Below are 23,832 nucleotides of genomic sequence, written 5' to 3' on the forward strand. Positions count from 1 at the left end.
CTTCCCCTCCAAGAGAAGTCCGAAAATCCCAACCAGAAAGTGAATCGATCAATGAAGAAGCTCACTCTCGCCGCCACCGCCGTGGCCGCGATCGCAGCGCTCGCGCTGTCGGGTTGCTCGTCCGACCGTGGTGGTTCGGGCGGCGGCGAAGAGACCGGCTCGGCCGGTTTCGCGGCCGACTCGACGATCGGCGTCGCCCTTCCCGACAAGACCAGTGAGAACTGGGTGCTCGCGGGCGGCCTGTTCGAGGACGGCCTGTCGCAGGCCGGCTTCACGGGCGACGTGCAGTACGCCCCGGCCTCGAACACCGTCGCCGAGCAGCAGAACCAGATCTCGTCGATGATCACGAACGGCGCGAAGGTCATCGTCATCGGCGCGAAGGACGGCAAGCAGCTCGGCACGCAGCTGCAGCAGGCCGCCGACGCCGGCGTCAAGATCATCGCCTACGACCGGCTCATCGAGAACACGCCGAACGTCGACTACTACGTCGCGTTCGACAACTTCAAGGTCGGCCAGCTGCAGGGCCAGGCGCTGCTCGACGGCCTCGCCGAGCGCTCGGGCCACGAGGCGCCGTGGAACATCGAGCTCTTCAGCGGCTCGCCCGACGACGCGAACTCGGCCGTGTTCTTCAACGGCGCCATGGAGGTGCTGCAGCCGAAGATCGACGATGGCACCCTCGTCGTCGTCTCGGGCCAGACCGACATCGCGCAGACCGCGACGCAGGGCTGGGAGGCCGAGAACGCCCAGAGCCGCATGGACTCGCTGCTCGCGGCGAACTACGCCGACAAGAACGTCGACGGCGTGCTCTCGCCGAACGACAACCTCGCCCGCGCCATCATCACCTCGGCGAAGCAGGCCGGCAAGGACGTCTCGAAGATGACCGTCACGGGTCAGGACTCCGAGGTCGAGTCGGTGAAGTCGATCATGGCCGGTGAGCAGTACTCGACCATCAACAAGGACACGAGCCTCCTCGTGGAGCAGACGATCAACATGATCAAGCAGCTGCAGGCGGGCGAAGAGGCCGACGTCAACGACACCGAGCAGTACGACAACGGCGTGAAGATCGTGCCCGCGTACCTGCTCGACCCGGTCATCGTGACCAAGGAGAACGCGGCCGAGGCGTACGCCAACAACCCGAACCTCCTCGACATCGTCAACCAGGCGGGCTGATCGCTCGTTCCGACGACGGACTGATGACGGCCCTCGCTCCTTCGGGAGCGGGGGCCGTCGTCATGCGCGGAGCGGGCGGATGCCTCGGCGCGAACGCGCCCGAGGCATCCGCCCGATGATCAGCCGGCGGCCTGCTGCTGCGACCAGGCGGGCAACTGCTGCAGCGTCCACCGGTTGCCGTCGGGGTCGGCGAACGTGACGAATCGGCCCCACGCCTGTTCGTCGACGCCCTGCGCGTCGACGCCGGCGGCCCTGAGCTGCGCGAGCGCGGCGTCGGCGTCGGGGATGACCGCCTGGATCACGTCGAGCCCGCCGGGTTCGATCGTGCCGCCGAGCCCCTCGCCGAACGCGATGGAGCATGCCGAGCCGGGCGGGGTGACCTGCACGAAGCGCAGCGTGTCGCTGACCCGCTGGTCGTGGTCGACGTTGAAGCCGCACTGGTCGGCGTAGAACGCCTTCGCGCGGTCGACGTCGCTGACCGGCACGTGGATGAGTTCGATCTTGACGTCCATCTCGAGCGCCATGGTTCTCCTCCGTTGATCGTGGTGAGGTGCATCGTTCGGGATCTCGGGCTGGGTGAGCGGGGCTGCGGGCTCGGGCCCATTCCAGCACTCGCCGCCGACATCTGCACCCCATGGTCGCCCGCGCCCGTCGGTGGGAGGATGAACGGCATGGCTCTGCACATCACCGACGACCCCACCGCCGACGAACTGCTCTCGACCGATTCGTTCGCGCTGCTCACCGGCATGCTGCTCGACCAGCAGGTCGCGATGGAGACGGCGTTCTCGGGCCCCGCGAAGATCCGCGAGCGGCTCGGCACGATCGAGCCCGGCGAGATCGCCGCGACCGACCCCGAGCGACTCGTCGACGTGTTCACGCAGACCCCCGCCGTGCACCGGTATCCGGGCTCGATGGCGGGCCGGGTGCAGGCGCTCGCCGCGGCCGTGCGCGACGACTGGGGCGGCGACGCCTCGGCGATCTGGACGCAGGGCGACCCGTCGGGCGCCGACGTGCTGAAGCGCCTGAAGGCGCTGCCGGGGTTCGGCGACCAGAAGGCGAAGATCTTCCTGGCCCTCCTCGGCAAGCAGTGCGGCCTCACCGCTCCGGGCTGGCGCGAGGCGGCCGGTGCCTACGGCGACGAGGGCTCGTTCTCGTCGGTGGCCGACATCGTGAGCCCCGAGTCGCTCGCCAAGGTGCGCGCCCACAAGCAGGCGATGAAGGCGGCGGCCAAGGCCGCGAAGGGCTGAACGAACGAACACCGGGATGCCTCGGCGCCGGCCCCGAGGCATCCGCGACGTCAGTCAGCCGACGAGGAACTCGGCGATCGCGAGCGCCATCGTCGAGGGCTCCCAGGCGTGGTTCGCCGCCCGGATCGTGCGCGACTCGGCGTTCGGCATCGACCCGGCGATGGAGGCGGCGGCTGCCGTCATCATCGGCAGGGTCTCATCGCCGACGAGTGCGAGCGTCGGTGCGGTGATGCCGCCCCACAGGTCGGCCCGTGGCGCCGACTGGGTCCAGGCGAGCGATTCGGCGTCGGGCTCGAGGCTCGGGCCGAGCTCGAGCATGAGCGGCCATGCGGGGCTCTGCTTCGCACCCGCGAGCCACTCGGGCGGCATGTCGGCCATGTAGAACTCGATGACGGCGGCGGGGTCGCCGGCGGCGATCCGTTCGCGGAGCCCCGCGAGGTACTCGGCGCCCTCGGTGCCGAGCTCCTCGTCGAGCGGCACCTCGAACAGCACGAGCTTCGATACCGGCAGGCCGGCCGCGGCCGCCGCCAGCGCGATCGAGCCGCCCGACGAGTTGCCGAACAGGGCGACGTCGTCGGCGATCGCATCGCGGCGCAGGTCGGCCATGATCGCCCGCAGGTCGGCGATGGTCTGGGCGAGGGTGATCGGGGCGGCGGCGGGGCTCTCGCCGCGTCCGCGCCGGTCGTAGTTCACGACGTCGAAGCCGTGCGCGGCGAGGGCCGCGGCCATGGCGACCGTCGTCGGGTCGAACGCGCGGTACTGCATCGCGCCGCCGATGAGGATCACGGGCGGCCCGAAGCCCGCCCGGTCATAGGCGATGCGCGTTCCGTCGGCCGATGTCGCGAACTCCGTCATGCCGCCCCCCTTGCTCGGGCACAGGCTACGCCGCGCGGCCGGTCGCCTCCACCGGTGGCGGGGCTGCGGCTCAGGCGGAGGGGACGAAGGCGGGACGGTACCCGGCTCGTCGCTTGGGGGGACGCCGGGTACCGTCCCTACTGAAGAGATGCACGCCCGGCCCGATCATGACGCGACTCGGTGGAATTCGTGAGACCGGCTCGAGACGCGCGCGCGTCGCCGATCGAATGTCGGTGGTCGGTGGCATGGTGGAGGCATAACACCACATGTAGGGGTGCCGGTGTCGAAGAGCCCCAAAGTGTCGTGCAGTGCGACACGCCGGGGATTCATCCACAGCTGAGAAATCTCGATTCGGAACGGCTGTGGAGAACCGCTCGCCGAACCCCGCAAACAGGCCGATCACCGCGACTTCCCGTTGTTCACAACCCGTGGATAACTCCGTGGATAACTACACGAATGTAACTACAGCATGTTGTGGCGGTTCAGTTCGGCAGACACTAGATGTAGTATTGAAGTACCAGTTAGCAACACGGGGGACGGGCTCCTCCAGGGCCCGAGAACGAGGGGAAAACAATGACGGTCACGGTCTACACCAAGCCTTCTTGCGTCCAGTGCAACGCGACGTATCGCGCCCTCGACAGCAAGGGCATCGAGTACGAAGTGCTCGACCTCTCTGTCGACGAGAGCGCGCTCGCGCAGGTCAAGGAGCTCGGCTACCTGCAGGCCCCGGTCGTCATCACCGACGAAGACCACTGGTCGGGCTTCCGCCCCGACAAGATCGACGAGCTCGCCGCCCGTCTGAGCTGATCTCCTTCGGCCTGGTCGCGTCCGGTGAGCTCGGGGGAGTGAGCCGGAACCGCGAAGGGAGACGATCATGACGAACCTGGTCTACTTCTCCAGCGTCTCGGGCAACACGAAGCGCTTCATCGAGAAGCTCGGCCGGCCGGCCGATCGCATTCCGCTGCACGCCCGCGACGAGGCGCTGCACGCCGACGAGCCGTTCGTGCTCGTCGTTCCGACCTACGGCGGAGGCGACGGCAAGGGCGCCGTGCCGAAGCAGGTCATCAGGTTCCTCAACGACGAGCGCAATCGCGCGCTCATCCGCGGCGTGATCAGCGCCGGCAACACCAATTTCGGGTCGGCCTACTGCCTCGCCGGCGACATCATCGCCGCGAAGTGCAAGGTGCCGCACCTCTACCGCTTCGAAGTATTCGGAACCCCAGACGACGTTCGCGCCGTCGACGATGGATTGGACGCATTTTGGTCAAGTCAACTGCAGCAGACGGCGTAGCGCTCATGGAGGCGCCGCGCACGGCGATGGATTACCACTCGCTCAACGCGATGCTGAACCTCTACGGCGCCGACGGCAAGATCCAGTTCGAGAAGGACCGCGAGGCGGCTCGCGAGTACTTCCTGCAGCACGTCAACCAGAACACCGTCTTCTTCCACTCCCTGAAGGAGCGGCTCGACTACCTCGTCGAGAAGGAGTACTACGAGCCCCAGGTGCTCGAGCAGTACTCGTTCGAGTTCATCCAGAAGCTCAACGACCTCGCCTACTCGAAGAAGTTCCGCTTCGAGACGTTCCTCGGCGCGTTCAAGTACTACACGAGCTACACGCTCAAGACCTTCGACGGCAAGCGCTACCTCGAGCGCTTCGAAGACCGAGTGGTCATGACGGCGCTCGGCCTCGCGCAGGGCGACGAGCAGCTCGCGATCGACCTGGTCGAAGAGATCATCGGCGGCCGCTTCCAGCCGGCCACGCCGACCTTCCTCAACACGGGCAAGGCGCAGCGCGGCGAGCTCGTCAGCTGCTTCCTGCTGCGCATCGAAGACAACATGGAGTCCATCGCCCGCGGCATCAACTCGGCGCTGCAGCTCTCCAAGCGCGGCGGTGGCGTGGCGCTCCTGCTCTCGAATGTGCGCGAATCGGGCGCCCCGATCAAGCAGATCGAGAACCAGTCGTCGGGCATCATCCCCGTCATGAAGCTCCTCGAAGACAGCTTCAGCTACGCGAACCAGCTCGGTGCCCGCCAGGGCGCCGGTGCGGTGTACCTCTCGGCGCACCACCCCGACATCATGCGGTTCCTCGACACGAAGCGCGAGAACGCCGACGAGAAGATCCGCATCAAGACGCTGTCGCTCGGCGTCGTCGTGCCCGACATCACGTTCGAGCTCGCGAAGAACAACGAGGACATGTACCTCTTCTCGCCGTACGACGTCGAGAAGGTCTACGGCAAGCCGTTCGGCGACGTGCCGATCACCGAGCACTACCGCGAGATGGTCGACAACCCGCGCATCAAGAAGACGAAGATCAACGCGCGTGAGTTCTTCCAGACGATCGCCGAGATCCAGTTCGAGTCGGGCTACCCGTACATCGTGTTCGAGGACACGGTGAACAAGGCGAACCCGATCAAGGGCCGCATCAACATGTCGAACCTCTGCAGCGAGATCCTGCAGGTGAACACGCCGACCACGTACAACGAAGACCTGTCCTACAACGAGATCGGCAAGGACATCAGCTGCAACCTCGGTTCGCTGAACATCGCCCTCACGATGGACTCGCCCGACTTCGGCAAGACCGTCGAGACGGCGATCCGCGGCCTCACCTCGGTGTCGAACCAGAGCCACATCGCCTCGGTCCGCTCGATCGAGGACGGCAACGACAAGTCGCACGCCATCGGCCTCGGCCAGATGAACCTGCACGGCTACCTGGCCCGCGAGCGCATCTTCTACGGCAGCGAAGAGGGCATCGACTTCACGAACATCTACTTCTACACGGTGCTGTTCCACGCGCTGCGCGCGTCGAACAAGATCGCGATCGAGCGCGGCGAGACCTTCGACGGCTTCGCCGACTCGAAGTACGCATCGGGCGAGTTCTTCGACAAGTACACGGATGCCGCGTGGGTGCCCTCGACGGCGAAGGTCACGCAGCTCTTCGCCGACGCGGGCGTGCACATCCCGACGCAGCAGGACTGGCTCGAGCTCAAGGCCTCGATCCAGGAGCACGGCATCTACAACCAGAACCTGCAGGCGGTGCCGCCGACCGGCTCGATCTCGTACATCAACAACTCGACGGCGTCGATCCACCCGATCGCCTCGAAGATCGAGATCCGTAAAGAGGGCAAGCTCGGCCGCGTCTACTACCCGGCGGCGTTCATGACGAACGACAACCTGGAGTACTACCAGGACGCGTACGAGATCGGCTACGAGAAGGTCATCGACACGTACGCCGCGGCGACGCAGCACGTCGACCAGGGCCTCTCGCTCACGCTCTTCTTCAAGGACACGGCGACGACCCGCGACATCAACAAGGCGCAGATCTACGCATGGAAGAAGGGGATCAAGACGATCTACTACATCCGTCTGCGTCAGCTCGCGCTCGAGGGCACGGACATGACTGAGTGCGTCAGTTGCATGCTCTGACGCCGGTCGAGTAGGCGCGCAGCGCCGTATCGAGACCAGCAGCCCCGAGACATCCACCCCGTTCTTCGAAGGAACCGACATGACCCTCACCGACCCGGTCAACGCGGCCGGCAACGACCCGGCGCACACCGGCGGCAAGCTCAAGCTCGTCGACCACGTCAACGCCATCAACTGGAACCGCATTCAGGACGACAAGGACCTCGAGGTCTGGAACCGCCTGGTGAACAACTTCTGGCTGCCCGAGAAGGTGCCGCTGTCGAACGACATCCAGTCGTGGAACACGCTGACGCCCGAAGAGCAGACGCTCACGATGCGCGTGTTCACCGGCCTCACCCTGCTCGACACGATCCAGGGCACGGTCGGCGCGGTCTCGCTCATCCCCGACGCGATCACCCCGCACGAGGAGGCCGTCTACACGAACATCGCGTTCATGGAGTCGGTGCACGCGAAGAGCTACTCGTCGATCTTCTCGACGCTGTGCTCGACGAAGGAGATCGACGACGCCTTCCGCTGGTCGGTCGACAACGAGAACCTGCAGAAGAAGGCTGCGATCGTCATGGAGTACTACCGTGGCGACGAGCCGCTCAAGCGCAAGGTCGCCTCGACCCTGCTCGAGAGCTTCCTGTTCTACTCGGGCTTCTACCTGCCGATGTACTGGTCTTCGCGCGCCAAGCTCACCAACACGGCCGACCTCATCCGCCTCATCATCCGCGACGAGGCGGTGCACGGGTACTACATCGGCTACAAGTTCCAGAAGGGACTCGAGCAGGTCGACCAGGCCACGCGCGACGACCTCAAGGACTACACGTTCTCGCTGCTCTACGAGCTCTACGACAACGAGGTGCAGTACACGCAAGACCTGTACGACGGCGTCGGCCTGACCGAGGACGTCAAGAAGTTCCTGCACTACAACGCCAACAAGGCCCTCATGAATCTCGGCTACGAGCCGATGTTCCCGAAGACCGTCACCGACGTGAACCCGGCGATCCTCTCGGCGCTCTCGCCGAACGCCGACGAGAACCACGACTTCTTCTCGGGGTCGGGGAGCTCGTACGTGATCGGCAAGGCGGTGGTCACGGAAGACGAGGACTGGGACTTCTAGTGAGACGAGTCAGCATCAAGACCTACAGCAGGAATGGTGCCCGTGGATACGCGGGCACCATTCCGTGCTGTGCGAGTCCACCACAGGCGAAAGGTTCGCCCGGTGGAGAAAGGAGGAACACCAGATGGGCGTTCCTCGTGGCCCCGACGGGGCGTGGAAGACGGGACAGCGCGTCCCGAGTGCTGGGATCTGGATCGATCAGTATGGGGTGCGGACGCACCACCAGCTGGGAGCGACGTTCCCGCCGTGCATCGACCGTAAGGGTGAGTGCGCGTACCGATACCTGATCGACGATGTCGTGGCAGCGGCATAGCGACTAGGTACAGTAACTGACGAGGGCGCCAAGCATTCGCTTGGCGCCCTCGTTCTTCTTGCTGGCACACAGGCACAGCAAGAAGAAGTGTGTCGATGCCGTGGCAGCGGCATAGCGACTAGGTACAGCAACTGACGTTGCCCTTGCGTCGAAACGCATGAACCCCGGATCTGGATCCGGGGAATTCGTTGTATCGAGACTAACACGGACTGCACTCGGGGATCCTCCTTCGTGCAGAGTTTGTGAGGATCCACAGTCATGGCCGTGCTGGCCTGCACGTATCGCGGCCGGGGATCAACATTTCTAGGGGATACGCGTCGTGACCGGGCCGTGTAGCGACTGTTCCGAGAGGGAGGTGCGCGTAACGCCCGCGATTCGAGCGGCGACCGCCGTAGGAACCTTACCGGCGTGTCACAACCACGAACCGACGTCGTTGTTCGCTCCGTCAGCATTGCGTTCGACGAGCCAGCGATCATTCGCAGGGTCGATTTACGGCACGCGCAGTTCAGTGATTGGTTCGCGACGCGCGGCGGTGAGTGCCGGCAGCACCGCGGCGACGACGGCGACGCCGACAGCGAGCACAGTGACGCCGAGGGTGTACGGCCAGCCGGGGGAGGGGTCACCGGTGACCGCGAGCGCGATGAGCGCGGTGGTCGCGCCGACGGTGGCGCCGATGGCAGCCAGCATCGCCGTCTGCGTCAGCAGCAGTCCGATGATGAGCGCCTGGCTCGCGCCGAGCGCCCGGCGGCGCCCGAAGTCCTTGCGGCGCAGCATGACGATGCCATAGAGGATCGCGGCGGCGAGCACGGTGGTGAGTGCGAGGATGCCGAGGGTCAGCGATCGCCCGAACGTGCCGAGCTGCCCCTCGATGAGCGCGCGGAGGGTCGCAAGGTCTTCGCTTGTCTGCACGTTGACCTTGCTCGGGTCGGCGACGCCGAGGACGCTGGTTACGGCCTTGGTGACCGGGGCCACGAGGTCGGGGCGATCGGCGATCACGACGAGCACGCTCACCGGCCCGATCGTGCCAGGCGGTTGTGGGGCGATGAGCACCGGTTCGAGAAAATTCAGGTGGTCGGGCACGGTTGCGGTGCCGACAACGGCGTACCCGCGGCCGCCCGGTGCGGCGACCTGCCCGATCCGGTCGATGAGCCCGAGGTCGTCGACGGCCGCGGTCGATGCGTAGGCGATGTCACCCGCACCGGGCCGCGGGTCGGGGAGGCTGAGGGCCTGCCAGTCGTCGCCGTAGGCGAGGCGCAGTGGCACGCGCGTGCCGCCGGGGAAGGCGGCGTTCTGCACGTCGGTCGCGAGCCCGAATGCGCCGGCCCATTCGATGCCGTCGAGCTGGGCGACGCGGTCGAGCACACCGGAGTCGAGCTCGGCACCCGACTCGGCCCGCACGACGATCGAGCGGGTGCCTTCGGAGTCGATCGATGCGATCACCGACTGCTCGGCGCCGACGGTTCGGCCCGACGTGAGCAGCACGGCGGCGCACATGCCGGCGATCATGACGATCGTGAGGAGGCTCGCGACCGGGGTCGCGAACGCAGCGGCGCAGGCCTCGCGCATGACGGCCCAGAGCCGGGTCACAGCTCGATCCGCCGATCGCATCGGGCGACGAGCGCCGGGTCGTGGGTGACGACGATGGCGGTGCCGCCGGCGTGGGCATGCTCGTGCAGGGCGCCGATGACGACGTCGGAGGACGCGGGGTCGAGGTTGCCCGTCGGCTCATCGGCGAGCAGCACACGCGGGCGGCCGAGCAGCGCCCTGCAGAGCGCGATGCGCTGCGCCTGACCACCAGACACCTGGCCGGGCTTCGCGGTGCGCCGGAGGCTGACGCCGAATTGCTCCATGAGTTCGTCGGCTCGTCGTGTGGCGGCGCGCCGGTCGCCGCCGCGGTACAGCACCGTCTCGAGGATGTTGTCGAGCACCGTCCGCGAGGGATCGAGCGCAGCATCCTGGAAGACGAACCCGAAGTCGGTCGCACGCAGGCCCGCTCGCCGGACATCGGACAGGGCGTGAACGGGCTCACCGTCGAGCAGCACGGTACCGCCGCGCGGTTTCAGCATGAGCCCCAACAGGTAGAGCAGGGTCGACTTTCCCCGCCCCGAGGGGCCGGTGACGGCGACGACCTCACCGGCATCGAACCCAGCCGACCAGCTCTCGACGAGGGGCACGTGCGGGTCGTAGCGGAACGAGAGGTCGTCGGCCGCGAGAACGGCGGTCACTCGGCGGCTCCGGTGTCGGCGGGGACTCTGACCCGCAACCCGGCGTCGGCTCCCTCGATGACCGACATGCCCTGTGCCGAAGCCAGCACGTTCACCTCGTGGCTGACGCCCTGATCGTCGATCACCGAGACCGTGCCGTCGGCAGCCGAGCGCAGCGCGGCCGATGGCGCGACAACACCCGAGACGGTGGCCTGGGTGATGATGCGCGAGTTCAAGAGGCTCTCGCCCGTCACCGGCACGAGGGCGCACTCGTCGCCGCACACTGGGCCGTCGGTGCCTTCAAGGGTGATGATGACGATGTCGGAGGATTCGGGGTCGGGCTCCTGGCCGGTGACGACGGCCGTCCACGAGGCCTCCTCGATGCCGAGTTCGACCGGGGTGCCGACGGGCATGGCGGCCGCCTGCTGTGCCGTCGCCGGGATTGTGAACACCGGCGCTGAGCCGAGCCCCGAGACGGCGGCCTCACCGCCGGCAAGGGTCGCGCCGCGGTAGACAACCTTGCGATCGAGCGACACCCGGCCGGGAAGCGCGGGCACGAACACGAGGTCGCCCGCCTGCACGACGCCGTCGTCGTCGATGCCGAGCGAGGTCTGCCATTCACGCACTGCCTGCTCGGTCGCGCCGCCGAAGTCGCCGTCGGCAACGCCCGAGTAGAAGCCGAGTTCGGTGAGCATCAGCTGCAGCTGCTTGACGTCGGCACCCTCGGTGCCGCGTGAGAGGGCACGGAAGGCCGGCGTCGCACCCTTGGCGACGACGACCGGGCGGAGGTTGACCGAGTACAGCACGTCGCCGGCCTTCACCTCATCACCGGGCTTCACCGACACGGAGGTCACCGTGCCGACCGCCTGATTCGTGCCGGCCGGCACCTGCGGCCATTCCGCTACCGTGTTCAGCGAAATCGACGAGCCGACTTCGCCGTTGACGAGTTCCGCGTACGTGTACGGGGTCGCCGCGAGCACATCGCTGGGCGGAGCGAAGACCGCGGATGCCGCCCACCCGACCGCAGCGCCGATCGCGAGCAGCGCGATGCCGCCGACGAGGAGCTTGGGCCAGCGGCGTGCATGAGCCTGAGGCGTGATGGGGGTCTCGAGAGCGCGCGGCTTGGGCGGCACATCTCCAGCATCGGGCGTGGTACTCGGCCTCGTGGCGCTTGCACTAATCAACCTGGCACCTTTGCTTCGTTGCTCATCTATTCGGCAGTTTGCTTCGCCGCGCGAGGCGACTCCTTTGTGGGTGATAGTACGACCTTTTGGCGTCGAGAGCATACCGCTCGACCCGATTGTTATCCCACCAGGAAGCGTTCAGAAAGTGCTTCATAAAATACCTTGCGCCCGGATTGTTAGCCGGGTACTTTGGTCGCAACCTGCACTCATTCCAAGTGTGTGGGTACCGATCCGGCCGCAAGGGTGCGGCTGAGAATGGAATGGTGAGAATGAGCGCCAAACGAAAGTTCGCCCTCGCGGGGGCGGGATTGATCAGCGCAGCCGCACTGGTCATGGGTTCCGCACTGCCGGCGTTCGCAGGCGAGTGGGCCTGGGGGTCGAAGAACTGCATCGGGACCGGCTCCGGGTACGTGTACACGCACAGCGGCGGCAGCGGAGACATCACGCACTATCACGCCGGCTACTCGGCGATGGTGTTCCACAACGGTACCGTCAACTACACGCGGCACAAGACGTTCTGGTCCGGCATCATCTCGAGTGCAAGTGTCGCAGGCGCGTCCGCGACCTGGGGAAGCTACAACTGCAGCTCGACCTGAGATGGGAGCGAATCGTCTCGGCGCCGCCTGGCCGCGCCGAGACGGCCCTGTTTTAGGCGCGACTTCAACCATAAGGGGAGTCATGAATCCTCAAACGCGAGGACGCGGTCGCCGACTGGCGACCATGAGCACCTTGATGCTGTTGACCGTGGCATTGGGTGGCTGTGCCTCGACTGTGGGGCCAACCGACGACCCATCCTTGCCCCCCGAGACACCGCCGTCGATGACCGATGAGGCGCTCGTCCAGGCGGCAATCGATCGAGCGTGGGAACGGACCACGCTCCCGGACGATCAGCGACCGGATGTCGAGGTGATTCGCTATACCGACCTGATCGAAGGCGCCGAGGCCATAGCCGCATGCATGAATGAGCGGGGTGGCTGGAACGTCAAGGCGAGCGCAGGGGGGTATGGGAGTGACGACCCGATGCCAAGCGGACAGGAGACCGCCTACGCACTTGACGCCTATGTCTGCGAAGCGAGCTATCCCACTGATCCGAAGTACTTGCGTCCCCTCGATACGACACAGCGGGAACGCCTGTATGACTTCTACGATGTAGAACTGCGGGCCTGCTTCGATGATCACGGCCAGACAATGGCTGAGCTCCCATCGCGTGGGAAGTTCGTGGAGGACTATTACCAGATGACCTGGGATCCGTATGCCGATGTAACAGACACCGGCACACCGGCTGGTGCACGAGCTTTCGACGAGCTCCAAGCAGAATGCTCGATGCTGCCTGGCGCCGACTCCGGCGTGTGGGGGTAGAGCGGGCCGATTGATTGAAAGCTCTCTGCCCAGATCCGGCGAACGGTTTCTACTGCGGCAGAACCACACTCATCCCGACGAGACGCCATTCGTTCGCAGTGGAGGAGAGGATGTTTTGTGCGCAAGCGCCGGGCATCTCGGGTCGCACAGCGGCGACAGGGTTCCTGTTCTGCGGCGTGATCCTTCTGTCGGGGTGCGTTTCGCATGCGAGCACCCCCGTGCCGTCGACAGAGCATACCGCTTCGGCGGAGCCCGACTACAGCTATCTTGACGAGGTGGGTGATGACGGCCTCATTCATGGTCAGACGTACACCCAACTGGTTGGAATCGCGACCTTTGACTGCATGGTCGACGGCGGGTGGCTGGGCCTCGGTCTTAATGAAGACGGCTCGATAGGCGGTGAGGTGCCGCCGGAGCAGTCCGATCGATATCGAGACGATCTGGATGCGTGCTCGGATCAAGCCATCGCGAAGTATCCGATTCCAGAGATATCCGATGACGGCATTCGGGAGCGGTACGCACTCGAGCTTGAAACGCGCGAGTGCTTGATCGAGCAGGGCTACGTGATCAGCGAGCCACCGTCCGTGGAGACTTGGATCGAGCAGTACCGCGGGTCCGGAGAACTCTGGCTGCCGTACTTGGAGGTCTACACGAGTTCTCAAACCTCCGCGGCCAAGGACGCGGAACTACTGGAGCTCTGTCCTGATCCCGCCTACCGGTTCTACAAGTAGGGGCGCGACTGGTTGCGGTAGTCGATCTCATTGGGCCCAAGTAGTTCGACCGGCGCTGCAGGAGCGCTCGACGCCGAAGCCGCGGAAGCGCGAGTCGCATTGCTAGAGCCGATCCTGGACCACACCACCGCGAGCATTGTCACGGGGGTGATGGTTCCGCGGTGGGCTCCTGCCGCTCGCAGTCTCTATCCTCGTCGGCCCGGCCCGGGCGATCGTCTAGCTGCGCAACGACCCAGGCCGCTCGTGACCACCAAAATGTGACTATGTGGGCAACCTATCGCAACGCCCAGTACCAATCGAGCGCAGCTTGGGGCAGCTCGAACGGATCGTCAAACGCGACTCCAGTCGCGGCAGACACGGCTCGGCTGTCGAACGTGTGATCGGTCGCGAGCAGGTCGAGCGCGTGCTTGAGAACGGGGAGCTCGTTGGCTGCGCGAGCAGCCTCCGACGCGGAAACGCTCCTGAGCGGCGGGGCATCCGGCCATAGCGCCTCGCACAGCTGGCGGGTGGTGAGCGGCGCCAGATTGGCCGCGTGAAACACGCCTGCGCTCCCATGCCCGGCGATCGCGAGCGAGACGAGCAGCTGACCGAGCATCCCGACCTCAATCACGGAGTGACGGGCGATGCCGTCGTCGACGAGCCCGCCGAGCGCTCGCGTCAGGGCGAGGATGCCTGGACCCACCCACCGGTCGCCGACGCCGGCCACAAAGTGAGGACGAACAACCATGCCGCCGTGGTCGAGCACGATCCGTTCAGCGTCGGCCCGGCTCGCGCTGCGCGGTGACGCGGGGCGAGCGGGCAGCGCGCCCTCAATGACCATCTCATGCGGGCCTCGGCCGTAGACGGCGGCAGTGCTGAGATAGATGAGCCGGGCACCTTCGGCAGCGGCTTGGGCGGTGACGTTCAAGGTGCCCTGGACGTTTACGTCGGCGCAGGTGGTCGGGTCGTTGCCGATGTAACTGGCGGCATGGATGATCACGTCGGCCCCAGCGAGCGCGGCCTGCAATGCTTGTCTGTCGCGGACATCTGCGACCGCGTCGCTCTCGATGCCGCTCCGGGCGACCGGGCGCGCCTGCCAGCCTGCTTGATTGGTCGCTGCCCGGTGCGCGGAGCCGCCGATGAAACCGTTGGCGCCGATCACAGCGAGGGTTGGTCGGTCGTCAAGCGGCATGGCGTCCTCCGAGGGGCCTTGTTGGGATTTTCGATACGATTGGGCGTTGAGTTGGGACGTCAAGCAGCGGAGGCCGATGGTTCAGCAGGAACGAGCACGAGTCACACGCGAGAACATCATGCTCGGCGCTGCCGAGGTTATCCGGCGCTCTGGGTATGCGAACGCGACCCTCGGCGACATTGGCGACGCGGCCGGGGTCACCAAGGGGGCGCTCTACTTCCACTTCCAGTCCAAGGAAGACATCGCGCGGGCTCTTGTCGAGGAGCAGCACCGGATCACGCGCGAAGCTGCAGCTGAGATTGTGACGTCGGACAGCAGCCCTGTGGAGAAGATGATGCGACTTTGCATGGATCTCGCCTCTCGACTGGTAGACGATCCGATTGTCCGGGCAGGCATCCGGCTCACCACTGACACATCGACGTTCGAAACCCCGCTCCAGGATCCGTACCGCGACTGGATGGAGACCTTCGAGGATCTCGCACAGCAAGCCGCTGAGGAAGGCGAAACAACCGGCCGAATCCCGGCTGATCGGCTTGCCCGGTTCATCATCCCTGCCTTCACTGGTGTCCAGTTGGTCTCAGAGACATTCACCGGCCGAAAAGACTTGCCGGAGCGGGTCCTCGAGATGTGGCAGATCCTTCTCACCGCTATCAGTCCCCCAGACCGTCTCGAGGCGTCGCTCGCGTCGGCCGAGCGTATCTTCACCGCGAAACCACGACGTCGCCGGAAGCGCTAAGGCGTGCTGACGCCTCCATCGCGACCGTCCCGCCCTGCGCCACTGTGAAGCTCAGACCCGCGCTGTCCGAGGTGACGTTCATCGTGGCGGGAGCGTTGAACTCGACCACGCGGTGAAAGCTCGCCTCGAATCGCTGAAGATCGACTGACGGGTCCTTCACAAATAGGCAGGCAGCCTGCTTGCAAGCCTCGATGAGCGCGACACCAGGAATATGGTCGAGTGAGTGCTCAAAGAACACCGGGTGGGAATGGTCCACGAGGACCTGGAGACCGCCATCCGTTTCGGCAACGGCGACGTCGGCGGTCCGAGTTCGACCAACCCTCGCTGGTGACACCGGATCGATTGTGCGTCGAGGGGGAGTAGCGTCAGCGTTCGGTCCGCGCATCCTCCGGTACGCGGTGACGCCGGCTAGGAGCGCGTCACCGTGCCCGACCGCGATCACTCCGTCCGGCCCGACAATATCAATACTCATCCGAGCGCTTCGCAGTTCGCCACGGGCGGTCCGACGAACGTCCGATCCATGCACAATTGCGGTTACTTCGAGCGCGCTCCACTCGCCCGCGCCACGTTCGGTCGAGCGGAATTCGAAGCCGAGCCCAGTCATCAGGAACCGGCAGTCGAGCGGAACGTCGTACCCCAGATGGCAGGTCAGGATCGTCACTTGCCGGATTGTCTCGGCCATCACAGCCGAGTCGGGCGGCAGTGTGGTGAAGAAGGCATGACTTCGAGGCCATTGCAGCGCCACACGAAAGCTGTCCTGACGTTGGCGTTCGAAGTCTGTTGGCCAGACTTCGCTCGTTGACTGGCGATGCACTAATGCCCGCTCAACGGGGCGCTCAAACGATGGCACGGGTACTCCACTTGATTTCGGGTATCGGAGCCCGCCCCCGGCTCCGCCGCGAAGATTAGCATGCCGTGCGACCGGTTTTATAATGCGATTTGTACGACTCGACGCGTGCCGGCGTCTCAACCAGGTGTTCGGGACCACGGCGTCGTTGCTGCGGTGCAGTTCGCGAAAGAGGAGAGATCTAGTTGCGCGTGCTTCTTGTTCTGGGCCGACATCGGGGATCTTCAGCCCTTGACGGGGATCAGCCTGTTCACCGCTGGGCCAGCGGAACCCTGTCCCGAGGTTGGGGTTGGCCAAATAGACTAGGTGCAGCACGATCCATCTGCGCCGGGTACCTCATCGAGCGATCCTGAACAGATGGCACGCAGGTGGCACGAGTGACCGACTCCGCACCGCGTTCCGCAGGATTCCGGGCCAGACAACTCGAAAGACGAGGACTGGGACTTCTAGGGGTTCGGTCGCTTTCGAACATTCGAGGGGTGGATGCCGCGCGGCATCCACCCCTCGTTGGTGACGTACGGTGGGTCCGTTCGTGATCCGCGTACGCGGGGCCCGGGTACGCTCACTCGTGTGAAGATCACCGGCGTCAGAGATCCTCGAGACGATCTCGAGCACGGTTCGGGGATGTCCGTGCGGCCGCTGGTGCATGGGGCGGTCGTCGACGCCGAGACCCGCTGCGTTCACTACCGAACCGAGCTGGATGTCATCGCCATCAAGTTCCGGTGCTGCGGCGACTTCTATCCCTGTCATCTGTGTCATCGTGACGCGGTCGACCACCCGGCCGAACAGTGGCCGGCAGAGCGATCTCACGAACCGGCGGTGCTCTGCGGAGTCTGCGGGACGGTGCTGACGATCGCCGAGTACGCCCGCGTGCACGCGTGTCCTTCCTGCGCGGCGCCGTTCAACCCCGGCTGCAAGCTGCATTGGAACTACTACTTCCGCGCCGAGAAGGGCTCAGCCCCCTGACGACTCGGAACGTAATCCGCAGCATGTCGGGCGCCCAGCGAGCAATGGGCGGCCTTCGGGTCCGCGGGCCTTCTGAAGATTTCGCATCCTGAGCTGATGGTGGAAACCACGAAGACTAGGTCGTAGGTTCGGGGAATCGGAAAGCAATTCTTCGCTCGTCCTTCGTACGCTCGGAGAAAGGCGACGGGCACCCGACGGGCCCGTCCATATTCTCAATGCGGAGATGCTCATGACTTCACCCGATGTGGTCCAGCTGGATGCGGCCGACCCCTCGTTCGCCGCAGATCGCTTCGCGGCCTATCGCGAGCTCCGCGAGAGCTCGCCCGTGGTGCGGACCACCGTGAACGGCCGTCCGTCCTGGCTGATCACGAGGTTCGCCGAGGTCGAGCGGGTGCTGAAGGACCCGACCTGCATGGTCGAGCCCCGACCCGGGGCCATTCCGGAGCACGTCGGCGACGGCCCGGCCTCCGAGTTCTACCGGTACTCGCTCCCCAACATGGATCCGCCCACGCATACGCGCCTGCGGAAGCTCGCCTCACCGGCGTTCGCCCCGCGTTCGATCAAGGCGATGCGGGGTTGGGTGGACGAGATCATCGTGTCCGGTTTGGACCGCCTGGATGACCTCGGCGACGAGGTCGACTTCGTCCACGAGTACGCCGCGAGGATCCCTGCGATGATCGCCTGCCGACTGCTGCACGCCCCGATGGGGGATGCCGACACGGTGCTCCAGCGGATGCCGGCCCTCAACCCCGTGCTGAGCCAGAGCGACAACGCCGCAGCAGCTGGCCGACGCCGACGAGGCGGCGCAGTTCTACATCGACTACATCGGCGACCTCGTCGACAGGCTGCGCGGCACCCTGGACGACGACGATGCGGTCGGCGCGCTGCTGAACGCCGAGGCGGACGGTGAGCGCCTCTCGCGCATCGAACTGGTCATCACGCTCGTCGGGTTCTTCATAGCGAGCTACCACACCACGATGGTGGCGATGACGAACGCGGTGCACTCGCTCCTGCGACATCCCGACCAGTACGCCCGCCTCGCCGCCGACAGCAACCTCGCCCCGTCTGCGTGGGAGGAGAATCTCCGCTACGACTCCCCGGTGCACTTCATCTGGCGCCATGCCGGTCCCGGTCTCGAACTCAACGGCATCCCCATCCCGCAGGGCGACCATCTGCTCCTCGGCCTCGCCGCCGCCAACCGTGATGGTGCGCGATTCGAGCATCCTGATCTCTTCGACGTGGGGCGGACGGAGAACAAGCACATCGCGTTCACCGCAGGAGGGCACTACTGCCTCGGCGCCCCGCTCTCCCGGCTGGAGGGCGAGATCTTCCTGCGCGAACTCCCGCGGAGGTTTCCGAAGATGGAGTTGCGCGAGGAGCGGATCCTGCGCTTCCCAGATCTGACCTTCCCGGTCATCGGCCGGCTGCATGTAGCCCCGAGGGGTGCGTGATGGCCGGCGTTTGGGGCCCCGATGCACGGCGGGCAGCGGTGAGCGTCACATTCGATCATCTCGGCGAGGCCGCTGAGATGCAGGTCGGACAGATTCCGCTCGACGCTCCCGTCGGCGGACACCACAGCGTCACCGAGGAGCTCCCCGCGCTCCTCGCGATGCTGGCCGAGCGGGGCCACCGCGCGACCTTCTTCGTAGAAGCCTGGAACCTCGATGTCTATCCCGACGCCGTGCGATCGATCCTCGCAGCCGGGCATGAGGTGGGGTGGCACGGATGGCTGCACGAGCCGTGGTACCTGACCTCAGCCGAGGACGTCGCGGAGTCGATTCGCAAGAGCCTCGCGGCGTTCGAGCGCTCGGGGATCCGTCCGCAGGGTGCACGTCCGCCCGCCGGACTGCTCGGCGACCATTCCCTCAGCGTGCTCCGGGATGCCGGGTTCAGCTACGTGTCGCTTGCGGGCACGTCGTTCGGCACCGACGACGATCTCGCGCTGCTCCCGTACCCGTGGCAGGCGGTGGACGGCGCCTACTATATTCCGGGCTTCACCCGGCTGCGCCGCCCGCCAGGCGACGACGCGGTGAGCCCCGACGAGATGCTGGATGCATACCGTGGCCTGATCGACGACGCCGTGGCAGCAGGAGGGTGCCTCGCGTTCGTCTTCCACGTGCCTTGGCAGGACTCTCCGGAGAAGGTGGAGGCCGTCGGCCGTCTGCTCGACCTGCTGGACGCAGATGAACGGGTGTGGCTCGCGACGGGCGACGAGATCGCTGAGTGGGTGCGCGCGCATGCCCCAGACTTCCCGATCGGACACCGAGATGAGGCGCCGGCATGGTGAGCGGAGACAATCAGCGCCGGAAGTCGGCGACCCGGCACCTCGAAGCCCTCCCGACAGCGGCCGAGGCCGAGACCTTCTGGGATGATGTCGAGAAGCAGCTCGACGCGCTGGCCGAACGGCTCGTCGTGGAGATCCGCGACCAACTCCCGTCATACGTCGCTCTCCCGGCACCGGAACAGATCCGCACGGTGCGCGAGCTCCTGGGAGGCATGTCCGAGAGCCTGCGCCGTCATGAGCTGCCGCAGCCGGCGCGGCTGCAGATGATCCGCGCGTCGGCCCGGAGACGGGCCTATTACGGCATGCCCGTCTACGACGTGCTGGCAGCGTTCCACTTCGCGCACCGCGGACTGTGGGACACGTTCCGCGCATCGCCGTCTGCGTCCGAGCGTCTTCTCGTGGAGCTTGTCGAGCCGATGGCTTCGTGGGCCCAGGAGATGAGCCAGGCGGTCGTCGACGCGTACGTCGACCAGCAGGGCGGGAGGGACGCCAGGGAGCAGGAGCTCCGCGCGCAGCTCTTCGACGTGCTCGAGGACCCTCGTCGCGCGCATGGAGCCGCGGAGGTGCTCCGGGAGCTCTCCTACGACCCCGACGGCGAGTTCGTCGTGCTCGTCGGACGACGGAGGGCTTGGACCCGGGACGCCACCGCCGCCCTCCAGCGCTCCGGACGTCGCTTGCCCGGGATCGTCCAGATCGGAGCCCGCGCAGGTCTCGCGATCATGATCTCCCAGGGCATGGAGGTCGACGACATCATCGTCGCCGCCCAGCAGATCGTCGAGGATGCGCCGCTCGGCGTCGGCCTGACGCGCCCAGGGATCGACGGCATCCGTGAGAGCATCGCCGACGCGACCCGCGCGCTGCGCGTCGCCGAGGAACGGGACCGCGCCGTGGTCCGTTTCGCCGACGCCTGGTTCTTCGCGATGCTCGTGGACGAATCGGAGCGCCTCGGGCCCCTCCTCGCCCGGCCGTCAGCGGTCGCGGTGGACAGCCCCGAGCTCGCCGACGCCGTCGTCGCCTTCGCCGATGCCGGCTTCTCGCTCGCCGGGGCCGGCCAGCTGCTGCGACTGCACGCGAACTCCGTGTCCTATCGGCTGGGGAAGTGGCGCGAGCGCACTGGGCTCGACCCCCGCGTCTTCTCCGACCTCGCGAGATCGCTCGCCGCAATCTCCCGCACGAGGAGCATCCGATGAGGCTCGTCAGTTACGGGCCACGCGGTGGCGAGCAGCCGGCGGTGATGATCGACGACGAGCTGCTCCTGCCCGTCGCGCCCGTGCTCGCCGCCCACGGGATCCGGTCCGGGGACTGGGCGGAGCTTCTGGGATCCTGGCCGGCCATCGCGCCGTTCCTGTCCGCGGCGTTGCGCACGCCCGATCCAGACGCCCTGATCGCGCGGTCGGACGTGAGGCTCGGCGCGCCGATCGCCCGGCCCTCCACCGTCGCGGCGATCGGGTTCAACTTCTCCTCGCACGGGAACGACGTGTTGGGGGCGGCACCGCCGATCGGTGAGCCGGTGGTCTTCCTCAAGACGGTCACGAGCGTGAGTGGCCCGGAGGACGATGTGCTGCTGCCGCCGGAGACGCAGCAGCTCGACTATGAGGTCGAACTGGCCGTCGTCATCGGACGCGGCGGCCGACGCATCACAGTGGAGAACGCCCCGCACCACATCGCGGGGTACATGGTTGCCAACGACGTATCCGCCCGTGACGTGGCCTTCGGCGCGGGCGCGGCGCACCCCCTGCTGTTCCAGATCGCCCGCGCGAAGGGGTTCCCCACCTTCTGCCCGACCGGACCGTGGATCCTGACGGCAGACGAGCTTCCGGACGCGGGAGATGTGCGGATGTCTCTGAGCGTGAACGGCGAACGGCGCCAGGACGCCTCCACATCTCAGATGAGTGTCGGCGTCGCTGCGCTCATCGCGTCGGTCAGCGCGACGATGGAGCTCCGCCCCGGTGACATCCTGCTCACGGGCACTCCACCGGGATGCGGATTTCAGCAGGATCCGCCGGTGTATCTGCGCGACGGGGACCTCATCGAGGCCTCGATCGAGGGACGTGGGACCATGCGGACCAGGGTCCGGGCCGAGTCGGCCGCGAGCTGAAGGAGATGGCACCGTGCCGAACGTGATCTACCGCCGCAGCGACGAGGAGTTCATCGTCGACGTCCCCGTCGGGAGCAGCCTCATGCAGGCGGCGATCGACGAGGACATCGACGGCATCGTCGGCGAGTGCGGGGGCAATGCGATGTGCGCCACCTGTCACGTCTACGTGTCCACGGACGCGGTCGATCGGCTTCCCCCGATGGCGGAGGACGAGGACGGGATGCTCCAGTGCGCGGCCTCGGAGCGCCGAGCCAACAGCCGCCTGAGCTGTCAGATCCGGATGAGCGTGGAGCTCGCCGGCATGGCGGTCGAACTTCCGGAGGAGCAGTGACCGCCCCGGTCGTCGTGGTCGGCGCCGGTCACGGCGGGTTCCATCTCGCGCTCGCCTACCGGGAGCTCGGCGGCGAGGATCCCGTCGTCCTGATCGATCCTCGGCCGGGTGTCCCGGTGCAGCGGCCGCCGCTCTCGAAGGCCTACCTCACGGCGTCGTCGGACTCCCCGCCTGGTTTGGAGTTCCGCCCTGCGGACTTCTTCGAGAAACGCGGCATCCAGCTCCGCCGGGGGCGGGTGGCGTCGATCGATCGCGCACGCCGCCGCCTCTCCTTCACCAAGGGGGACGGACTCGACTACGGTCACCTGGTCCTTGCCACCGGCGCGCGCAATCGCCGACCGGGAATTCCCGGGATCGATCAGGAGGGGATCGCCGAGCTGCGTTCACCAGAGGACGCCGAGACCCTGCGCGCCGAGCTCGCGCGGGGTGGTGGCGTCGTGGTGATCGGCGGAGGCTTCATCGGTCTGGAGGTCGCCGCGGCGGCTGCAAAGCACGGCTGCCGCGTCACCGTGGTCGAGGCGCTGGACAGGGTGATGTCGCGGGTAGTCTCCGCCCCGATCTCGGCACACTTCCAAGAGCTGCATGCGGAGCACGGCGTCATCGTGCGCTGCGGTGTCGGTGTCGCTGCACTGCTGGGCGACGGGAGGGTCCGTGAGGTGGAACTGTCCGACGGCACGTGCATCGCGGCTCGCCTCGTGGTCGTCGGTGTCGGAGTTCTGCCCGAGGACGACTTGGCCAGGGACTCCGGCCTCGCGGTCGGGAACGGCATCGAGGTCGATGACACCCTGCTCACCTCCGACCCGTCGATCTCGGCGATCGGCGACTGCGCGTCATTCCCGGTCAGTGACGGGCGACGACGACTCGAGTCGGTGCAGAACGCCGCCGACCATGCACGCACTGTCGCCGCACGGCTGGTCGGTGCGCCGCATAGCTACGACGCGGTCCCGTGGTTCTGGAGCGAGCAGTTCGGATCGAAGCTGCAGATCGCCGGAGTGCCGACCGGCCGTGAAGATGCTGCGGTTCGAGTGGACGGCCCGCGGGGCTTCTCGGTGCTGCACTTCGCCGGCGACCGCGTGACGGTCGTGGAATCGGTGGATCGTCCGGCCGACCACGCGGCGGCACGGAGGCTGCTCGGCAGCGAGGTGCGGATCAGCCCCGACGCTGCAGGCGCTGCCGGGTTCAGTCTCGCCGAGGCCGTCAGCGCGTACCGTCGAGGAGGCACGCAACGGTAGGTTCGACGCGGAACTCGGATCGAGGCCGACGGCTGCACGCCGATCGAGAAGAGGGACCGTGGGGAGATCGAATGCTCGTCGTCTCGCAAGAGGCGGACGAAGAGAGCCGCAGCCGTGGCCAGCGCAATCGACGGCCGGGGCGGCCGGGCTGGAGCACCCCACCGAATGACGTTGAGAAGTAGAAGGACGACCGGGCCCTCGTCGTCTCGTGCGATCAGATCGCCGCGATGACGGAGAACTCCACGAGGTAGTCGGGCGTCGCGAGCTTCGCTTCGACGGTGGCGCGTGCCGGAGGGTTGTCGGAGTCGACCCAGCTGTCCCACACCGAGTTCATCTCGGCGAACGTCGCGATGTCGGCCAGGTAGATCGTCGCGCTGAGCAGCTTCGACTTGTCGCTGCCGACGGCCGCGAGCGTCTCATCGATGCGGGCGAGGGCAGCGCGGCTCTGCTCGGCGACCGACTCGCCTTCTGCGACCTGCCCGGCCAGGTAGACGGTGTCGCCGTGGATCACGGCCTGACTCATGCGCGGGCCGGGCTGGATGCGTTGAATGCTCACGAGAACTCCTCTTGCGATCGACT

The 23,832-nt window shown here is 66.5% G+C and carries 26 protein-coding genes; 18 read left to right on the forward strand and 8 right to left on the reverse strand.

Annotated elements, in window-relative coordinates; translation table 11 throughout:
* Positions 1-51: 51 nt before the first annotated feature.
* The gene (locus AC3RJ7_RS08030) at positions 52-1,170 is read left to right on the forward strand and encodes a substrate-binding domain-containing protein (RefSeq protein ID WP_491455309.1); all 1,119 of its coding nucleotides are present in this window, start codon (positions 52-54) and stop codon (positions 1,168-1,170) included.
* Positions 1,171-1,289: 119 nt separating this feature from the next.
* Here AC3RJ7_RS08030 and AC3RJ7_RS08035 read toward each other — a convergent pair whose 3' ends face one another.
* Positions 1,290-1,682 carry a VOC family protein gene (locus tag AC3RJ7_RS08035; protein ID WP_491456146.1) on the reverse strand — a complete coding sequence of 131 codons (393 nt, stop codon included), beginning with the start codon at positions 1,680-1,682 and terminating at the stop codon, positions 1,290-1,292.
* A 159-nt stretch (positions 1,683-1,841) separates the two neighbouring features.
* Between AC3RJ7_RS08035 and AC3RJ7_RS08040 the strand changes: the two genes are divergently transcribed.
* Entirely contained in the window at positions 1,842-2,417 is a 576-nt protein-coding gene (locus AC3RJ7_RS08040) for an HhH-GPD-type base excision DNA repair protein (protein ID WP_491455310.1), read from the forward strand.
* A 54-nt stretch (positions 2,418-2,471) separates the two neighbouring features.
* Here AC3RJ7_RS08040 and AC3RJ7_RS08045 read toward each other — a convergent pair whose 3' ends face one another.
* Complete coding sequence (locus tag AC3RJ7_RS08045) at positions 2,472-3,272, reverse strand: alpha/beta fold hydrolase (protein ID WP_491455311.1); 801 nt, start codon at positions 3,270-3,272, stop codon at positions 2,472-2,474.
* Positions 3,273-3,845: 573 nt separating this feature from the next.
* On the opposite strand from AC3RJ7_RS08045, the gene nrdH reads away from it, so the two are divergent.
* The 4 genes from nrdH to nrdF all read left to right on the forward strand — a co-directional run bounded on the left by nrdH (position 3,846) and on the right by nrdF (position 7,797).
* Positions 3,846-4,079, forward strand: coding sequence for a glutaredoxin-like protein NrdH (nrdH, locus tag AC3RJ7_RS08050; protein WP_244855369.1), 234 nt, complete (start codon positions 3,846-3,848; stop codon positions 4,077-4,079).
* 67 nt (positions 4,080-4,146) lie between these two features.
* Positions 4,147-4,563, forward strand: a complete 417-nt coding sequence (gene nrdI, locus AC3RJ7_RS08055) for a class Ib ribonucleoside-diphosphate reductase assembly flavoprotein NrdI (protein ID WP_491455312.1) — start codon at positions 4,147-4,149, stop codon at positions 4,561-4,563.
* Positions 4,564-4,589: 26 nt separating this feature from the next.
* On the forward strand, positions 4,590-6,695 hold the full coding sequence (nrdE, locus tag AC3RJ7_RS08060) for a class 1b ribonucleoside-diphosphate reductase subunit alpha (RefSeq protein ID WP_491455313.1): 2,106 nt from the start codon (positions 4,590-4,592) through the stop codon (positions 6,693-6,695).
* 79 nt (positions 6,696-6,774) lie between these two features.
* Entirely contained in the window at positions 6,775-7,797 is a 1,023-nt protein-coding gene (nrdF, locus tag AC3RJ7_RS08065; RefSeq protein ID WP_244855364.1) for a class 1b ribonucleoside-diphosphate reductase subunit beta, read from the forward strand.
* An 802-nt stretch (positions 7,798-8,599) separates the two neighbouring features.
* Here nrdF and AC3RJ7_RS08070 read toward each other — a convergent pair.
* From AC3RJ7_RS08070 to AC3RJ7_RS08080, 3 genes are read right to left on the reverse strand one after another with little or no spacing between them, the layout of a single operon-like run.
* Positions 8,600-9,697: an ABC transporter permease gene (locus AC3RJ7_RS08070; RefSeq protein ID WP_491455314.1), complete on the reverse strand. Its 1,098-nt coding sequence runs from the start codon at positions 9,695-9,697 to the stop codon at positions 8,600-8,602.
* Positions 9,694-10,335, reverse strand: a complete 642-nt coding sequence (locus tag AC3RJ7_RS08075; RefSeq protein WP_491455315.1) for an ABC transporter ATP-binding protein — start codon at positions 10,333-10,335, stop codon at positions 9,694-9,696. Before AC3RJ7_RS08075 ends, AC3RJ7_RS08070 begins: the two co-directional genes overlap by 4 nt.
* The gene (locus AC3RJ7_RS08080) at positions 10,332-11,447 is read right to left on the reverse strand and encodes a peptidoglycan-binding protein (protein WP_491455316.1); all 1,116 of its coding nucleotides are present in this window, start codon (positions 11,445-11,447) and stop codon (positions 10,332-10,334) included. The genes AC3RJ7_RS08075 and AC3RJ7_RS08080 overlap by 4 nt, the downstream gene beginning before the upstream one ends.
* A 320-nt stretch (positions 11,448-11,767) precedes the next feature.
* Between AC3RJ7_RS08080 and AC3RJ7_RS08085 the strand changes: the two genes are divergently transcribed.
* The 3 genes from AC3RJ7_RS08085 (at position 11,768) to AC3RJ7_RS08095 (ending at position 13,588) form a co-directional block, all read left to right on the forward strand.
* Positions 11,768-12,094, forward strand: coding sequence for a hypothetical protein (locus tag AC3RJ7_RS08085; RefSeq protein ID WP_491455317.1), 327 nt, complete (start codon positions 11,768-11,770; stop codon positions 12,092-12,094).
* A 124-nt stretch (positions 12,095-12,218) separates the two neighbouring features.
* Positions 12,219-12,857, forward strand: a complete 639-nt coding sequence (locus tag AC3RJ7_RS08090) for a hypothetical protein (protein WP_491455318.1) — start codon at positions 12,219-12,221, stop codon at positions 12,855-12,857.
* Positions 12,858-12,967: 110 nt separating this feature from the next.
* Positions 12,968-13,588: a hypothetical protein gene (locus AC3RJ7_RS08095; RefSeq protein ID WP_491455319.1), complete on the forward strand. Its 621-nt coding sequence runs from the start codon at positions 12,968-12,970 to the stop codon at positions 13,586-13,588.
* A 274-nt stretch (positions 13,589-13,862) separates the two neighbouring features.
* On the opposite strand, the gene AC3RJ7_RS08100 is transcribed toward AC3RJ7_RS08095, so the two are convergent.
* Positions 13,863-14,759, reverse strand: coding sequence for an NAD-dependent epimerase/dehydratase family protein (locus AC3RJ7_RS08100; RefSeq protein WP_491455320.1), 897 nt, complete (start codon positions 14,757-14,759; stop codon positions 13,863-13,865).
* Between the two features lie 46 nt (positions 14,760-14,805).
* Here AC3RJ7_RS08100 and AC3RJ7_RS08105 point away from each other — a divergent pair, with 46 nt between their 5' ends.
* Complete coding sequence (locus AC3RJ7_RS08105) at positions 14,806-15,495, forward strand: ScbR family autoregulator-binding transcription factor (protein ID WP_491455321.1); 690 nt, start codon at positions 14,806-14,808, stop codon at positions 15,493-15,495.
* Here the strand turns inward: AC3RJ7_RS08105 and AC3RJ7_RS08110 are convergent.
* Positions 15,461-16,345, reverse strand: coding sequence for a ScbA/BarX family gamma-butyrolactone biosynthesis protein (locus tag AC3RJ7_RS08110; protein ID WP_491455322.1), 885 nt, complete (start codon positions 16,343-16,345; stop codon positions 15,461-15,463). The two genes, AC3RJ7_RS08105 and AC3RJ7_RS08110, sit on opposite strands and share 35 nt — an antisense overlap.
* Before the next feature lie 567 nt (positions 16,346-16,912).
* Here AC3RJ7_RS08110 and AC3RJ7_RS08115 point away from each other — a divergent pair.
* The 8 genes from AC3RJ7_RS08115 (at position 16,913) to AC3RJ7_RS08150 (ending at position 23,253) form a co-directional block, all read left to right on the forward strand.
* The gene (locus AC3RJ7_RS08115) at positions 16,913-17,308 is read left to right on the forward strand and encodes a CHY zinc finger protein (protein WP_491455323.1); all 396 of its coding nucleotides are present in this window, start codon (positions 16,913-16,915) and stop codon (positions 17,306-17,308) included.
* Between the two features lie 229 nt (positions 17,309-17,537).
* Positions 17,538-18,218, forward strand: coding sequence for a cytochrome P450 (locus AC3RJ7_RS08120; RefSeq protein ID WP_491455324.1), 681 nt, complete (start codon positions 17,538-17,540; stop codon positions 18,216-18,218).
* Complete coding sequence (locus AC3RJ7_RS08125; RefSeq protein WP_491456147.1) at positions 18,154-18,759, forward strand: cytochrome P450; 606 nt, start codon at positions 18,154-18,156, stop codon at positions 18,757-18,759. The genes AC3RJ7_RS08120 and AC3RJ7_RS08125 overlap by 65 nt, the downstream gene beginning before the upstream one ends.
* Entirely contained in the window at positions 18,759-19,595 is an 837-nt protein-coding gene (locus tag AC3RJ7_RS08130) for a polysaccharide deacetylase family protein (protein WP_491455325.1), read from the forward strand. Before AC3RJ7_RS08125 ends, AC3RJ7_RS08130 begins: the two co-directional genes overlap by 1 nt.
* Positions 19,589-20,782 carry an RsbRD N-terminal domain-containing protein gene (locus AC3RJ7_RS08135; RefSeq protein ID WP_491455326.1) on the forward strand — a complete coding sequence of 398 codons (1,194 nt, stop codon included), beginning with the start codon at positions 19,589-19,591 and terminating at the stop codon, positions 20,780-20,782. Before AC3RJ7_RS08130 ends, AC3RJ7_RS08135 begins: the two co-directional genes overlap by 7 nt.
* Complete coding sequence (locus AC3RJ7_RS08140; RefSeq protein ID WP_491455327.1) at positions 20,779-21,690, forward strand: fumarylacetoacetate hydrolase family protein; 912 nt, start codon at positions 20,779-20,781, stop codon at positions 21,688-21,690. The genes AC3RJ7_RS08135 and AC3RJ7_RS08140 overlap by 4 nt, the downstream gene beginning before the upstream one ends.
* Positions 21,691-21,703: 13 nt before the next feature.
* Positions 21,704-22,021 (forward strand): 2Fe-2S iron-sulfur cluster-binding protein, encoded by a 318-nt coding sequence (locus AC3RJ7_RS08145; RefSeq protein ID WP_491455328.1) that lies wholly within the window; start codon positions 21,704-21,706, stop codon positions 22,019-22,021.
* Positions 22,018-23,253, forward strand: coding sequence for an NAD(P)/FAD-dependent oxidoreductase (locus AC3RJ7_RS08150; protein WP_491455329.1), 1,236 nt, complete (start codon positions 22,018-22,020; stop codon positions 23,251-23,253). Before AC3RJ7_RS08145 ends, AC3RJ7_RS08150 begins: the two co-directional genes overlap by 4 nt.
* 214 nt (positions 23,254-23,467) lie before the next feature.
* On the opposite strand, the gene AC3RJ7_RS08155 is transcribed toward AC3RJ7_RS08150, so the two are convergent.
* Complete coding sequence (locus AC3RJ7_RS08155) at positions 23,468-23,809, reverse strand: RidA family protein (RefSeq protein WP_491455330.1); 342 nt, start codon at positions 23,807-23,809, stop codon at positions 23,468-23,470.
* Positions 23,810-23,832 lie beyond the last annotated feature (23 nt).

The sequence above is a fragment of the Agromyces solani genome, assembly GCF_058349925.1.

Bases quoted from the DNA above. Each gene is read 5' to 3' on its own strand.
- AC3RJ7_RS08030 (WP_491455309.1), top strand. From the start codon at position 52: ATGAAGAAGCTCACTCTCGCCGCCACCGCCGTGGCCGCGATCGCAGCG.
- AC3RJ7_RS08035 (WP_491456146.1), bottom strand. From the start codon at position 1,682: ATGGACGTCAAGATCGAACTCATCCACGTGCCGGTCAGCGACGTCGAC.
- AC3RJ7_RS08040 (WP_491455310.1), top strand. From the start codon at position 1,842: ATGGCTCTGCACATCACCGACGACCCCACCGCCGACGAACTGCTCTCG.
- AC3RJ7_RS08045 (WP_491455311.1), bottom strand. From the start codon at position 3,272: ATGACGGAGTTCGCGACATCGGCCGACGGAACGCGCATCGCCTATGAC.
- nrdH (WP_244855369.1), top strand. From the start codon at position 3,846: ATGACGGTCACGGTCTACACCAAGCCTTCTTGCGTCCAGTGCAACGCG.
- nrdI (WP_491455312.1), top strand. From the start codon at position 4,147: ATGACGAACCTGGTCTACTTCTCCAGCGTCTCGGGCAACACGAAGCGC.
- nrdE (WP_491455313.1), top strand. From the start codon at position 4,590: ATGGATTACCACTCGCTCAACGCGATGCTGAACCTCTACGGCGCCGAC.
- nrdF (WP_244855364.1), top strand. From the start codon at position 6,775: ATGACCCTCACCGACCCGGTCAACGCGGCCGGCAACGACCCGGCGCAC.
- AC3RJ7_RS08085 (WP_491455317.1), top strand. From the start codon at position 11,768: ATGAGCGCCAAACGAAAGTTCGCCCTCGCGGGGGCGGGATTGATCAGC.
- AC3RJ7_RS08090 (WP_491455318.1), top strand. From the start codon at position 12,219: ATGAGCACCTTGATGCTGTTGACCGTGGCATTGGGTGGCTGTGCCTCG.
- AC3RJ7_RS08095 (WP_491455319.1), top strand. From the start codon at position 12,968: ATGTTTTGTGCGCAAGCGCCGGGCATCTCGGGTCGCACAGCGGCGACA.
- AC3RJ7_RS08100 (WP_491455320.1), bottom strand. From the start codon at position 14,759: ATGCCGCTTGACGACCGACCAACCCTCGCTGTGATCGGCGCCAACGGT.
- AC3RJ7_RS08120 (WP_491455324.1), top strand. From the start codon at position 17,538: ATGACTTCACCCGATGTGGTCCAGCTGGATGCGGCCGACCCCTCGTTC.
- AC3RJ7_RS08130 (WP_491455325.1), top strand. From the start codon at position 18,759: ATGGCCGGCGTTTGGGGCCCCGATGCACGGCGGGCAGCGGTGAGCGTC.
- AC3RJ7_RS08135 (WP_491455326.1), top strand. From the start codon at position 19,589: ATGGTGAGCGGAGACAATCAGCGCCGGAAGTCGGCGACCCGGCACCTC.
- AC3RJ7_RS08140 (WP_491455327.1), top strand. From the start codon at position 20,779: ATGAGGCTCGTCAGTTACGGGCCACGCGGTGGCGAGCAGCCGGCGGTG.